The following is a 13,277-nucleotide window of genomic DNA, read 5'->3' on the forward strand; positions in this document are numbered from 1 at the left end:
TCGCTGGAAACCACAGTTGCCATAGGGGTTACGATGCTTAACATGGATTTTTCCCGCAGGGTTGTGGTCAGGACCGCCGAACAGGAATGGGTGCCCAGCCCGGCCGGCGGCGTTCTGCGCAAACCCCTCGCGCGGGAAGAGGCAGAGCGAGGACACGCCACCAGCGTGGTGCGCTATGAGCCCGGCGCCTCATTCAAGCGCCACGAGCACCCTCTGGGGGAAGAGATCCTCGTTCTGGACGGTGTCTTTTCCGATGAGACCGGCGATTATCCCGCGGGCACCTATCTGCGTAATCCACCGGGCACCGGTCACGCCCCGTTCAGCAAAGACGGCTGCTCCCTGTTGGTCAAGCTTCACCAGTTTGATCCGCGGGACCTGGCCACCGTGCGGATTGATACCAACACAACACCCTGGCTTCCGGGCATCGGAGGCCTGCAGGTGATGCCGCTCCACGGATTCGAGCACGAGCATGTGGCTCTGGTAAAATGGCCAGCCAACGAGGTATTTCAACCTCACAGGCATTTTGGTGGTGAAGAAATCTTCGTCCTTTCCGGCGAGTTTTGCGATGAGCACGGTCGCTACCCGGAGGGCACCTGGTTACGAAGCCCTCACCTCAGTCAGCACCACCCGTTTGTCGATCAGGAAACGGTCATCTGGGTGAAGACCGGTCATTTACTCGCGGAACCGGCAGGTCACTGACCCGCCGGACGTCAGGAGGGCCGGGGTATCTTGAAAACCTCTCCGAATGTGACGTATTCACTGCCCCCGAGACGTCCGATCGGGTCGATAGTGGCACCGTCGAAGGTCATTCGGTTCTTGTTATCGTGGCGGATAACGTCATCGGACACCCATACCCGCGTCACCTTTCCGAACACCAGTGACTGGGGCGCTTCGCCAATCTCCTTGATCTCGTAAAGCTCACACGCAAATGCGACGTGACAATCCTTCAGGCGAGGCAGCTCAGCGCCCTCAAAGTCAGCCAGTTCCAGGTCAAGATTAGCGAGTTCGGAGTCACCATGGGGTAGCGAACGGGACGATTCGGTCACGGCAGACGCAAGACCGCGATGGGCGATGTGAACCACAAAATGCTTGCGCGCTTCAATGTTGACCCGGGTATCTTTGGACACACCCTCCCCCGGCTTCCTGCCAACGGAAATCATCAGCAGTGGCGGATTACTGGTGATCGGCGTAAAAAACGAGAATGGCGCCAGGTTGTAGTCGCCCTCGGGGTTCTCGCTCAGCACCCACGCCACAGGCCGCGGAATCACCGTTTGCGTCAGCAGGTGATAGGCATCTTGTGGTGCCATGCCATCCAGATCTATCAGCATTGCGCTCTCCTTCAGTCAGCAATCTCAGGCGTACGTGCACGGGTCAGCCAGAAGATCATCAGTACACCATGAAGCACGAGGAATGGCACAGCCAACATGACCAGCCCGCCCCAGCCCAGCCAGCTCAGCGCGGCGCCCGCAGACAGCGCCGCCGTCGCCTGGGCGCCGAATACCAGCATGTCATTCAAACCCTGAACCCGGAACCGCTCCGACTCCCTGTACCCCCTGGGCAAAAGGGTTGTCCCGCCCACAAACAGGAAATTCCAGCCAATACCCAGTAACACCAAGGCGCTGAGGTAATGGTGGAAACTGATGCCGCTGGCGGCCAGCAATACGCAACCAAGGCAGGCCAGCAGCCCGGCAGTCATCATCAGCGGCAGACCCACGACACGGATCAACCAGCCACTGATCAATGACGGCAGGTACATGGCCATGATGTGGAGTTGAATGACCCGTTTGGCATCGTCAAAATCGTGCCCGACTGACTCGGTCATGCTAAGCGGTGTCGCAGTCATGATAAAGCTCATTACCGCATAGCCAATGGCCGCTGCGCTGATCGCGGCCCAGACCAGCGGATTGGCCAGCACCTCGGGCAAAGGTCTGCCGCCCCCGGGCTGGGATTCACGAACCAGCTCTCCCCGGGCACGGTAGCCTGCTGCCAGAATTATCAGCGCAACGCCCTGAACGATCGCGAGGCCAAACCAACTGGTCAGAAAGGGAAACGCCTCATCCGGGCCGCTGCCAATGCCCGCAATTTCCGGCCCCAGCCAGGCCGCCACCAACCCGCCCAGCAACACCCGGGCAGCGGCGGAACCGGCAAGTTCGGTGGGCACCGACTCCATCGCCGCAAATCGGTATTGATGAACCACGGCCAGCCCGGTGCCGCCGATTACGGCGGCGAGGCACAGCAATGGAAACGATCCCTGCCAGGACGCCAGGGTACCGAGCAACCCCGTCAGAATGCCCATAACCGCTCCCAGCAGCATTACCTGCTTGCGGCCAACGCGTTCCATGAGCCAGGTAGCGGGTTTGATCGCCAGCACGGTGCCGACCACAACGAGGCCGACCGGCAGCGTCGCGTACTCGATCGACGGGGCCAACAGCCGCCCCTGAATACTCCCGATGAAAACGACGAAAGGCGCAGTGCACATCGCCAGCGCTTGAGCGGCCACCAGTACCCAGACATTCAGAGGCATGGCTTATTTCTTCCTGTAAATGATTCCCGGGTGGCATTGCACCATTTCGTAGAGATGCGGCAGGCCATTCAATGACTCGGACGCACCGAGAATCAGATAGCCGCCAGGATTCAGGGTGGCGTGGATGCGAGTGAGGATGTCTTTCTTCAGTTCCGCCGAGAAGTAGATCAGCACGTTCCGGCACAGCACAACGTCAAACTTCCCCAGCATGTACCGCTCAAGCAGGTTCAGTTCCTTGAACTCGACCATGCTCTTGATCTGGGGCCGGATCTGCCATCCACCACTGGGAGAAGGCGTAAAAAACTGCTTCTGCCGCTCGGTAGACAACCCGCGTCCGATCGCGATCATCTCGTATTCGCCCTTGCGGGCCACCTCCAGAACGCTTTTGGATATGTCGGTGGCGGTGATTTTCACATCCCTGAGCTTCCCCGGTCGCTGCCGCCGGAACTCTTCAATGATCATTGCAACCGAATAGGGCTCCTGCCCCGTTGAGCTTGCGGCAGACCACATTCTGAGGGGCTGGAGCGACTGACGCTCGGCGAATTCCGGAAGCAGTTTGTCCTGAAGGATGCGGAAGGGATGGTTGTCACGAAACCAGAGCGTTTCATTAGTGGTCATCGCATCAATGACCACTTCCCGCAGGTTGCTGCGGCCGGACCGTTTCAGCCGGTCCAGCAATTCACCCAGGGTCGTGAGCTGGTTTTCCTCGAGAATTCGGCGCAGGCGGCTTTTCACCAGATACTGCTTGTTCTCACCAAGCAATATGCCGCACGCATCCTGCAGGAACGTTTTAAAGGCCTCATATTCCTGTGGCGTAATGTCCGCTTTCATTGAATCTCTGCGTCAGGTGAAACAAAGGACGTCAGGGGCACAATCTATTCCCTGTCGATGATCTCCATCACTTTCTCTGCCAGCTCATCAGCACTGAACTTGGCCATGAACACATCTGCACCCACCTTCTGTACCATCGCGGTGTTGAAGACTCCACTGAGTGAGGTATGGAGCATGATAAAGATATCCTGGATGGCCGGATCACTCTTACAACGGGTCACCAGGGTGTAGCCATCCATTTCCGGCATTTCGACATCCGAAATCATCAACGACAGGTGGTCGCTGGCTTTTGATCCGTCCGCGGTGATCTGCTTCAGATAATCCAGTGCCTGCTTACCGTCATCACGGGTGATTACCTCCATGCCGATGGCTGTCAGGCAGCGCTCGATCTGCCGGCGGGCCACCGAGGAATCGTCTACCACCAACACCGGAAGATGCCCGGCAACCCGTTGCGCGCTTCTGGTACGAATTTCTTCGGACACATCATCCTTCAGCGGAGAAACTTCTGCAAGAATCTTTTCTACGTCAATGATTTCTACTAGTTTGTCGTCAACTTTCGTGACGGCGGTCAGGTAAATCTCCGTGCCGGCGCCCTTCGGTGGTGGGAGCATGTCTTCCCAATTCATGTTTATAATCCGGTCTACGCCTGCCACCACGAAGCCCTGAATTTTACGATTGTATTCCGTGATGATCACGAAGCTGGTGGCCAGCTCCTCCTGCGGGATACCCGGCATCCGTATCGACATGGCCAGATCAATGATGGGAATGGTTTCACCACGGATATGGGCAACGCCCCGCACCATGCTGCGGCTGTTGGGAATCGACGACAACCTGGGGCATTGCAACACTTCCTTGACCTTGAAAACGTTGATGCCGTACATCTGCCGGCCACGAAGGCGGAACAGCAGCAGCTCCAGGCGATTCTGCCCTACCAGCTGCGTCCGCTGATTAACACTATCGAGTACCCCTGCCATTGCGTCTCTCCCGAAACTGCCACTTGATACCGGCATGTATTTTGCTGATTTTTTGTCATTGCCGGTCTAAACGCCAAGGATCGCCGGTTTTTTGACTCGCTAAATACGATTAACGGCAGCCAGCCGGAATCCTGAAGGACGGGCCGGTTTTTTGCCTCAATACCGATAGCATAGGACAAACTACTGCTTATGCGCACCACGATTTTTGTCGCAACGTTGGCCATGGCAATGCTGGCTTCAGCGTCACCCGAACTGCAGGCGGCCAACACCACGGCCGCCCAGATCAAGCGCGCCGCGAACGGCTTTCTGAACGCGTTCAGCGCTGAACAGGAAAAGCGTGGCTTTGCTGTGGCCTACAAAACCGGTCGGCTGGACAGCCGGCTGGCCCTCGCTACCTGCAACAGGCCACTGGCGGTCAGTTTCAGCAGTGACGTGTGGAAAACTACACAGCCAACCCTTCAGGTCGCCTGCAGCGGTGATCGCCCCTGGCGGATGTTTCTGAACACCACGGTCACCATCGACGGTGATGGCCTCGTCGCTGCGCGCCCTCTGGCGCGAGGCGAAAAAGTGACAAGCGGCCTGATTAAAGCCGAGCGGGTCACCGTCAATGCAACGCGCCGCGGCGTTATTACCGATCCGGATCAGCTTGTCGGGATGGAAATGCGGCGCGGAGTGAACACCGGCACACTCATGACGCCGGACCTTCTCTCCGCTCCTGCGGCTGTCGCACGGGGTGACCATGTTATGATCACCGCCCGAAGCGGCAATTTTTCAGTGAACTCCCGGGGCAAGGCCCTCGCGGACGCCAGCGTCGGCGACCAGGTTCTGGTAGAGAACCTGTCATCGTCACGCACCGTAAAAGCCCGGGTTACAGCGCCGGGCCAGGTCGAAATACCTATGTGATCAGCGGAGGGCCTTTTCCGCAAGCGGCAAGACCTTGCCGACGGTAAAGCCGCACACTAACGAAAATTCTTTTGTCAGCGCAAAAAAAATCCTAAAGTTTTGCAACGGGCCGCCGATACGCAAGTATAAAATTCGCGAATGCTGTCGTTGGACAGCTAACAAGGTAAGCAGGTACCGATATGTCAGTTGACTTTAATGGAATTGGCCCCGGCCAGGTCAACACCCAGAGAACCACGGCCGACAAGTCTGCCTCCACGCAGAACACCCAGCCAGCATCGCCTGAACAGGCGAAGGGGCAGGCATCGGACGCTCGCGGTGAGAACGTGAATCTGAGCAGTCAGGCGAAGAACCTGAAGCAGTTGGAGCAGAAGCTCGGTGATTACCCCGAGATGGATGACGACCGCATCGAACAGATTCGTGCAGCCCTGGCTGACGGCTCTTACAAGATTGACGCTGAAAAGCTGGCCCAGAAAATGCTTGAGATGGATGAAAGCATTTTCGGGTGAGTAAATCATGGCCGCAATCGATGAACTGAAAGACCTTCTGTCTCAGGATATCCGCCAGCTTCAGAACCTGGCGGAACTGCTGGAGCAGGAGCAAACCTGCCTTTCAACCACAGACATGCCATCTCTCCAATCCCTGACCGGGGAAAAGAACGCGATCCTGCAAGCGATACGTGATCGCGCCAAGCAGAAGATCCATCACCTGGTAGCGATGGGCTACCGGCCTGAAAGCGGCGCACCATCCCGTTTTATCCGCAGTGCCGGGTTGACGGAGCTGGCTACCCTGTGGGCGGAAGCCAATGAACGCCTGACCTTTTGCCAGGAACTCAACCAGAACAACGGCCGCGTCATCAGCCACCTGCAAAAACGCCTGACCCGGCTGACCGACATTTTCCGGGGAGCCAGCAGCCAACAGAAGCTCTATGGCTCCCATGGGGAACAGACCGGCCTGTCTGACCGGACCATTCTCGCCAGCGCCTGATCACACTTTGATCAGCCGCAACAGACGCGGCGCCGGTTGAAGGTGTCGTGTCGGTCAGCGGGTGTAGATGGTCATCCGAGAATCCGGATGAAAGCGGATGTCGTTAATACTGACGTTTCCAAAGGCCGGCGTTTGCCCACCGCTGACGCGGATGTTGTCCATGCGGATCTGCTTTATCCGTTCCGGGAATGCGAGCACGAGACCGCCATCGCTGCGCACCTGATAGCGCGGCGTGTCCTTGCGGTAATGCACGCCGGTAATGGTCAGGTCCGAATCCAGGAAATTGAGAACCGGCACAAAAATGTTTGCGGTCAGCCGTATGCCTTCAATGACATCCACACCCTCAGCCAGGTTCTTGCCCTTTACCTCGTCCACGGCCCCCGGCATACGTGACACGGATTCAATGCGCTGCAGCAATGTGGGATCGCCCTGCCCGGCAATCGCGGCCAGTTCGACATCGTCCAGTGCCGACAGCCCAGGCTGGGCATAGAGCTCCCCCGGCCCTTGTTCACTCGCGGACGCCGTCTCGCTTCCGCTGTAGGCGGCAAAGCTGACCAGAGGCTGGAATGGTAACGTCACCATGGTAAACAGCGCCGCGGCATTGCGGTATCGGGACTGGTGCTTGAGAACCCGCTGCAGCTCCCGCTCGCTGATCCAGCCTGCCTGCACCAGCACCTCACCAAGACGCTGCCCGGTGTCGCGCTGCAAGCGCAGACCATTTTCCAATTGGCCCTCAGAGAGGTATCCGCGATTGACCAGCAGCAGACCAAGCCGTGATTTTTCCTCAAAACCCTGACGGATTCTCACCATGTTCCCCCAATCCGTTGTATCGATAACCGTACAGCCCGGCTCAGTGACGTGTGTTGTACAACAATCTGATAATAGGTTAGACGATGACCCCGATCTGCGCATAGGGAATCGCCGTAATACCTTCTAATTCTGCTAACATCCACACAAACCCTTCAAACGCCTGCATTATTGCAGGGATGACTGACGGAGCTCACACGGTGCACCCGACTCAAATGACAAATACGGTAAAACCCACAGTTTCTGTGATTCAGGCCCTCCTGTTGTTGCTCGCTTCTACAATTCTGCCCGCGATGGCGGCGGCTGAAGAAACCATCAGCGCCAACGAGAATCTGCCGCTGGTACGAATGGAAACCAGCGAGGGTGTGATTGAACTGATGCTGCGCCCCGACGTCGCCCCGGAAACCGTGCGGAATTTTATCGAGTACGCTGAAAGTGGCTTTTACAACGGCACCATCTTTCACCGGGTCATACCCGGTTTCATGATTCAGGGTGGCGGCTTTGACAAGAATCTTGGTCGCAAAAACACTGGCCAGTCGATTCGGAACGAAGGCAGCCCGACCCTGAAAAACCTCAGGGGCACCATCGCCATGGCACGCACCGGACAGCCACACTCCGCGACATCCCAGTTTTTCATCAACGTGGTGGATAACGGCTACCTCAATACCACCGACAATCCCAGAAAATGGGGATACGCGGTGTTCGGCAAGGTCACCGGGGGTCTCGGTGTGGTTGACGCCATCGCCGGCGCCCGGACCGGATATTCCGGCGGCATGGCGGATGTTCCCCGCGACCCCATCGTGATTGAGCGGGTTTCGGTCATCCGCGGAGCTCAACAAGATGGCCAAACCGCCGACTGATGAACTCGCCGAAACTACCTTCGCTGGAGCCGGCGGAGATTGATTGGCAGGACGGTGTGCCTGAGTCCCGGGCTTTTGGCGATGTCTATTTCAACCGTGGCAACGGTCTGGCAGAAGCCCGATACATCTTCATCACGCATAATCGACTGAACGAGCGGTTCGCCAATCTCAGGAACCGCTCGTCATTCGTCATTGGTGAAAGCGGCTTCGGCACCGGCCTGAGTTTCCTCGCCGCCTGGCAAGCGTTCAGGGCGCATTGCCCCGCACCCGGTGCACGCCTGCATTTCGTATCGGTGGAGCGCTACCCGTTGAGCCGGCAAGACCTGCAGCGGGCCCTGAGCCTGTGGCCGGAGCTTGCGGAACTGTCCGATCAACTGGTGGCACATTACCCGCCGCTGATCACCGGCGTTCATCGCATCCTGCTCGATCACGGCCGTGTCAGGCTCACCCTCTACCTCGGTGATGTGACGGATGGCTGGCGCGAGCTGGACTTCCAGGCGGACGCCTGGTTTCTGGACGGATTCGCGCCGGCCATCAACCCGGAGATGTGGCTGGAAGACACCATGCACCTTGTCCGCCAGCACAGCAAACCCGGAGCGACGCTGGCGACTTTCACGTCGGTGGGCAGCGTTCGCCGCGCGCTGACTGCGTGTGGATTCAGGATGACTAAAACCGCCGGCTTCGGGCGCAAGCGGGAGATGCTGCATGGCGAACTTGCAGACCGCCCGGCTATTGCAGCGTCTTCGCTGGCGCCCCCTCCCCGATCTGTTGCCATTATCGGAGCCGGCATCGCAGGCTGCTTGCTGGCGGCCAATCTTGCGTCAAGGGGAGTGAGCGTCACGCTCATCGACCGCGCATCCGGCCCCGGTGCAGCGGCGTCCGGCAACCTGCAGGGCGCCCTGTATGTGAAACTCGGGGTGGAATTCAACGCCCAGACCCAACTCGCGCTCTCTGCGCTACTGTTCAGCCAGCGATATTACGAGCCGTTCCGGGGCGATGGCTGGCACCCTACCGGGCTTTTCCAGATGGCCTTTGGCCCACAGGAGCATGAGCGCCAGCAGCGTTTCACCCTTCGCAACGACTACCCACCGGAGGTGGTGCAGCCTGTGTCTGCCGAGCGGGCCAGCAAACTCTGTGGTCTCAACGTCGCCGACGGCGGTCTCTGGTTTGCTCACAGCGGCTGGCTGCAACCGGCGTTGCTGTGCCAGCATTTAAGCCAGCATCCAGGAATCCAGCACCTTTTTTCCAGCGAAGTGAGCCATCTTGAGCGCAACGACGATGGCTGGCGAGTCCTGGCCGGCGATCAGATCCAGCAGGCGGACCGGGTCGTCATCTGCGGGGGCCACGAAACGCCGGCGCTCATTCCTCTGGATCCTCAACAGGGCATGTTCCGCCTGAAGCCCATCCGGGGTCAGGTAAGCCACCTGCCGGCGTCCATCATAAATTCCCCAGGAGCGGTAATCTGCGGGCCGCGTTACATCAATCCCGCCAGCAACGGGGTCGCAGTAACGGGGGCCACCTTCGACCTGCACGATCTCTCGCCGGCGGAGAGCGCCGCCAGCCACCGTGAGAATGTAGCCGAATTGACGGCCATGCTCCCGGGCATCTGGCAGCACGAACCCATGGATGGCGGGCAGCTGGCAGGGCGAGTCGGCTTTCGCTGCACAACTCATGACTATCAGCCGGTCGCAGGAGAACTGTCAGGAATAGCAGACATCGACTTGGGACACCTGTTTCTTTTGACCGGTTTCGGCAGTAAAGGACTGACCTATTCTCCCCTGCTGGCGGAGTACCTGGCCGACGTGATCACCGGGGAGCCTCGCTGCCTGCCGTCTTCGCTGGTACGACGGGTTGAGCCAGGGCGCTGTTTTCGGCCTGTTCCGGCAGATCAGGCGAATTAGTGACTTAAGAAAATCTGGCAGCGGCCGATACACCGGCAACGGGGATTACGTTCTGGAGAATACCTATGGCCATTTTTGTCAGTGAACCCGGCAGACCTGTCGGCACCCGATTACCGGAAGTATTCCGCGGACGGCGCGTGGGTGATGTCACTGAAATGACCGAATCGCAACCGATCAATACCGGCCATAGCGAGGTGACGGATGCCGAATTCCAGCAAGCCAGCTATTCAGCGGGGCATCACCGTGCCCTGGAGGAATATGGGGCAGCGGCGGCAACCGAGCCCTGGGACCAGCGCAGTTATCTGCCGGTTTTTTCGCTGTGCACGCCGGCGTTGTATTCGTTACCTGCCACCGCCACCGTTGCCGAAGCGCTGACCCACATGGACGATCACGGCGTCCATCACCTGGTCGTCACCGCGCAGGACAACGTGGCAGGGCTGATTGATCTGCGCTGGCTGCTCACGTGGCTGCACGAGAGCAACGCCGACGCTATGAGCCACAGTCTGGTGCACGTGGAGTTGCCGGCTTTCCTGACCGCCTCCCCGGAGACAGATGCTCATCAGTTGGCGCGGCTGATGCTTGCCCACCAACTGAATGCGGCACTCGTGGTTGATCAGGCCGGCAGTCCATCCGGTATTGTCACCAGCACCGACTATCTTAAGCTCTATGCCAGCGTGGGTGGCAAGCACGGCATGGTCTAGTTCAGTTTCACCCCTTCACCAGAGAACAGAAGGACACTCCACTGCACGTTGCCGCCCACCGTTTGCCGAAACAGCGCAACGATCTCATCATCCCGGTAATTCGCGATCACCCGGAACCCGGCATCGTCAGCGAGGTGCTGCACGCGCCAGAGTTCTGTGGCAATCTCGGTGCCGGTGTCTTCCTCTGCTACGGCATCCCTCTCATCCGGATCGGCATCTCGGTCGCCCTCTTCCGGTTTTCCATCAGGGTCCATTCGGCCGAGAATGGCTTGCGTGGCGCCACTCGCCGCGCCGTCAACAAAAGCACCCGTGGTTGACCCGGCAGCAATCAGATCGCCATCAAACAACAGTAACGAGCGGAATGTTTCCATTCCGGTACGATCCTCGGATCCGAAAGAAAATGCCCGGTTCACGCTGCCGGTCGATGAATAACCCAGAATGAACCCGTTAGTGCCGCTCAGCGGCTCACCCACCAGAATGTTATTGCCCTCGTCCTGCTCTTGGATGATGTAGTTGCGATTGCTGTCTCCCAGTAACCATAGGTTGCTGGGGGTGTAGAGACCATCGGCCACCACCTCGCCGCCGTCTGTACCAACCTGATAGACGTTGAGGGCACCTTCGGCGGTAGAGGCACTGTAGAAGAAACCATCTGACATACCCTGTCCGCCACTTTCGCCGATGGCTCCATTGGTCGAACCGAACAGATAGGCGCTGGCGGTCGCTGCGCTTCCGGCAACCACGCTGTCATCCGCGCTGGACCCGGTTTGACGCGTCCACGCTATGTCCGGAACCCGTGCATCACCGTCAATCACCGTATCAATGCGCTGCAGAAAACTGTCCTGCCCGCCACCACGGGTCTGACCGGGCCAACGTCCCGTCGTTTCACCGGCGACAAAAACCGCACCATTACTGTCATTAATGCCCACCCAACGAGGATCGTCATGGCCGCCGGTGCCGGCCCTGAGGGTCCACAGTTCCACGTACTCACTGCCGGCGGGCTGGGCAGAGTCGAACCAGAACAGCGTGGTTACCGCATCCCGCCCACCGCTGGAGGACTGACCCGGTATGTCGTTCACTGCCTGATAGGACACCGCAAACTCGAAACGGTCAACGCGGGTGTTGTCCCGGGTCACCGTCCGCTGGACAAAGGCAATCACCGGGTCTGGCTGATTGAGCACAACCGTAGCGTCCGATACGGGCACTTCCTGCAACAATGAGCCTTTCTGATCATAAATCCGCACCAGCACCCGGTCGTCCGCGTCACTGTCATAACCCGCCACAAACAGTCTGCCGTCGTGACCGACGGTCAAATCCGTGGGTACGAAGGCATTGCCGTCGTTCAGGGCAAGGGGTGTCAGCAGTTCGTTGATGTTGAGCCGCATTTCGGCATCATCGGCTGAGCCCGCAAAGTTTTCACGCCCCGCCTGGTAGTGCTGGTCTGGCGCCAACAACAAAAACCTGTCGTTCAGGCCCGGATTGGTGTAATCATCGGGTATAAAGACACGGAAACGAATGCGATCCACACCCAGCGGGAAGGTCAGCGTCGGATCCTCCACCCACAGATCTTCCTCGTTGCGGGTTCTGATGACGTAGTCACCGGCCTTGGCTACTGAGTCCTCAGTCTCGGCGAGCCGGGCGCGGATGCTTCCCCCTCGCTCACCCGTCAATACCGCCACGAATTCGCGCTCGGTGCCCACGCTGATGGCGTCGCGATGCCGGCCCTCCAGAGTTTCCAGCCGCACCACCGGCTCGTTGTCATCGATCACCAGAGTGGTCCGCACCCCGGTGTCGGACGGCCCAAGCGCCGCCAGCCCGCTGCGTATTTCGGTGAGGGTCAGGCGCAGTGACTCTGACGGCTCCGGTACCGTGTCATCAACCACTTCGAGGCGGATGTAGCACTCCGTAATACCGGGCTCCAGAGTCACTACCCCCCGGGAATACACGTTGTTGTCATCACGCTCATAACGGAGGTAATCGGGAATCGGCAGGCGGCCTGCGCTGTCGCTGCCAAGCGCCACGATATCGCGCCCGATCATGGCCTCGTCACGGTTGGCATCGCCCTCTTCGCAGCGCTGGTGATCGGGGAGGAAGTCCTGATCGCATGCCTCAGGGTCGAATTCAGACGTCAATTCGAAGGCCACCGCGACCCGGGTCACGGAAGGCTGCTCGAGCAACACTTTCACCAGCATCGGCGTGGTTTTGCCGGTGCGAGGCTCCGTGGCCGTGACTTCGCCGGACTCATCAAACAGGTTGATCTCGTAGCTGTGAGATCCGGTGCTCTCAAGATCTGGCGCCTGACAGCGGTTGTCGGCCTCTTCGGGAGCCTCGGATACCTTGCCTTCAATAAACGTGTCGGATTCCAGTGACAACGGATTGCGCTTGACCTCAATATCGAACGGCTGCATTCCTGCACGCTCGCCGTCCGTTGTCAGCAAATTGATGTTTTCCTGCTTGCCGAGGTCCGCATCACCGCGGGCGCCGCCGCTAAGCCCTGGCACACCACGCATGATAATTCCCGGCCGCGCTTTGTTGCTGGTGTCTTCCAAAGCCAGCCAGGACGGCGCATTGGTGAGGGAAAAATCGAGGATACGCTCACCGCCAAAGGCACCAAAATTGTAGTAGTACTCCACACCGAGGTAGGCCTCGGTCGGGGGATCACCCAGAATGGTGGGGTCATCAGGCCCGGTGTCCGTCTTACATCCGGTGGCGATCAGGGTTGCCGCGAGAAGCAGGCCGTAGCGGCCCAGAGAGCAGGCAATGCGGGGTAGCGAATCGGCGCGCATGGAAAAGTC

13 protein-coding genes are annotated in these 13,277 nt (G+C 59.0%); 7 read left to right on the top strand and 6 right to left on the bottom strand.

From position 1 onward, the window contains the following. Window positions 1-33 precede the first annotated feature (33 nt). Window positions 34-699, top strand: a complete 666-nt coding sequence (locus tag R0125_RS08035) for a cupin domain-containing protein (RefSeq protein WP_248183434.1) — start codon at window positions 34-36, stop codon at window positions 697-699. 11 nt (window positions 700-710) lie between these two features. On the opposite strand, the gene R0125_RS08040 is transcribed toward R0125_RS08035, so the two are convergent. The 4 genes from R0125_RS08040 to R0125_RS08055 are packed head-to-tail and all read right to left on the bottom strand — an operon-like array spanning window position 711 to window position 4,329. After that, the gene (locus R0125_RS08040) at window positions 711-1,328 is read right to left on the bottom strand and encodes a flavin reductase family protein (protein ID WP_317237772.1); all 618 of its coding nucleotides are present in this window, start codon (window positions 1,326-1,328) and stop codon (window positions 711-713) included. Window positions 1,329-1,339: 11 nt separating this feature from the next. Beyond that, window positions 1,340-2,524: an MFS transporter gene (locus tag R0125_RS08045; protein WP_317237773.1), complete on the bottom strand. Its 1,185-nt coding sequence runs from the start codon at window positions 2,522-2,524 to the stop codon at window positions 1,340-1,342. A 3-nt stretch (window positions 2,525-2,527) separates the two neighbouring features. Beyond that, the gene (locus tag R0125_RS08050; protein WP_317237774.1) at window positions 2,528-3,355 is read right to left on the bottom strand and encodes a protein-glutamate O-methyltransferase CheR; all 828 of its coding nucleotides are present in this window, start codon (window positions 3,353-3,355) and stop codon (window positions 2,528-2,530) included. 44 nt (window positions 3,356-3,399) lie between these two features. Beyond that, window positions 3,400-4,329, bottom strand: a complete 930-nt coding sequence (locus R0125_RS08055; protein WP_248183444.1) for a chemotaxis protein CheV — start codon at window positions 4,327-4,329, stop codon at window positions 3,400-3,402. Between the two features lie 189 nt (window positions 4,330-4,518). Here R0125_RS08055 and flgA point away from each other — a divergent pair, with 189 nt between their 5' ends. The 3 genes from flgA (at window position 4,519) to R0125_RS08070 (ending at window position 6,216) form a co-directional block, all read left to right on the top strand. Continuing rightward, a complete protein-coding gene (flgA, locus tag R0125_RS08060) occupies window positions 4,519-5,232 on the top strand; it encodes a flagellar basal body P-ring formation chaperone FlgA (protein ID WP_317237776.1) in 714 nt (237 codons plus the stop codon). Window positions 5,233-5,411: 179 nt separating this feature from the next. After that, window positions 5,412-5,738 (top strand): flagellar biosynthesis anti-sigma factor FlgM, encoded by a 327-nt coding sequence (gene flgM, locus R0125_RS08065; protein WP_248183447.1) that lies wholly within the window; start codon window positions 5,412-5,414, stop codon window positions 5,736-5,738. 7 nt (window positions 5,739-5,745) lie between these two features. After that, a complete protein-coding gene (locus tag R0125_RS08070) occupies window positions 5,746-6,216 on the top strand; it encodes a flagella synthesis protein FlgN (RefSeq protein ID WP_248183450.1) in 471 nt (156 codons plus the stop codon). Between the two features lie 54 nt (window positions 6,217-6,270). Here the strand turns inward: R0125_RS08070 and R0125_RS08075 are convergent, their stop codons facing one another. Continuing rightward, complete coding sequence (locus R0125_RS08075; RefSeq protein WP_410797594.1) at window positions 6,271-7,023, bottom strand: pilus assembly protein PilB; 753 nt, start codon at window positions 7,021-7,023, stop codon at window positions 6,271-6,273. A 215-nt stretch (window positions 7,024-7,238) separates the two neighbouring features. On the opposite strand from R0125_RS08075, the gene R0125_RS08080 reads away from it, so the two are divergent. The 3 genes from R0125_RS08080 to R0125_RS08090 all read left to right on the top strand — a co-directional run bounded on the left by R0125_RS08080 (window position 7,239) and on the right by R0125_RS08090 (window position 10,485). Beyond that, the gene (locus R0125_RS08080) at window positions 7,239-7,883 is read left to right on the top strand and encodes a peptidylprolyl isomerase (RefSeq protein WP_317237779.1); all 645 of its coding nucleotides are present in this window, start codon (window positions 7,239-7,241) and stop codon (window positions 7,881-7,883) included. After that, complete coding sequence (gene mnmC / locus R0125_RS08085) at window positions 7,880-9,784, top strand: bifunctional tRNA (5-methylaminomethyl-2-thiouridine)(34)-methyltransferase MnmD/FAD-dependent 5-carboxymethylaminomethyl-2-thiouridine(34) oxidoreductase MnmC (protein WP_410797595.1); 1,905 nt, start codon at window positions 7,880-7,882, stop codon at window positions 9,782-9,784. The genes R0125_RS08080 and mnmC overlap by 4 nt, the downstream gene beginning before the upstream one ends. Before the next feature lie 65 nt (window positions 9,785-9,849). Further along, window positions 9,850-10,485: a CBS domain-containing protein gene (locus tag R0125_RS08090; RefSeq protein WP_317237782.1), complete on the top strand. Its 636-nt coding sequence runs from the start codon at window positions 9,850-9,852 to the stop codon at window positions 10,483-10,485. Here the strand turns inward: R0125_RS08090 and R0125_RS08095 are convergent. After that, window positions 10,482-13,268, bottom strand: a complete 2,787-nt coding sequence (locus tag R0125_RS08095; RefSeq protein WP_317237783.1) for a hypothetical protein — start codon at window positions 13,266-13,268, stop codon at window positions 10,482-10,484. The genes R0125_RS08090 and R0125_RS08095 overlap by 4 nt on opposite strands. Window positions 13,269-13,277 lie beyond the last annotated feature (9 nt).

This window comes from Marinobacter sp. M-5 (assembly GCF_032911545.1).
Taxonomy (GTDB): Bacteria; Pseudomonadota; Gammaproteobacteria; order Pseudomonadales; family Oleiphilaceae; genus Marinobacter; species Marinobacter goseongensis.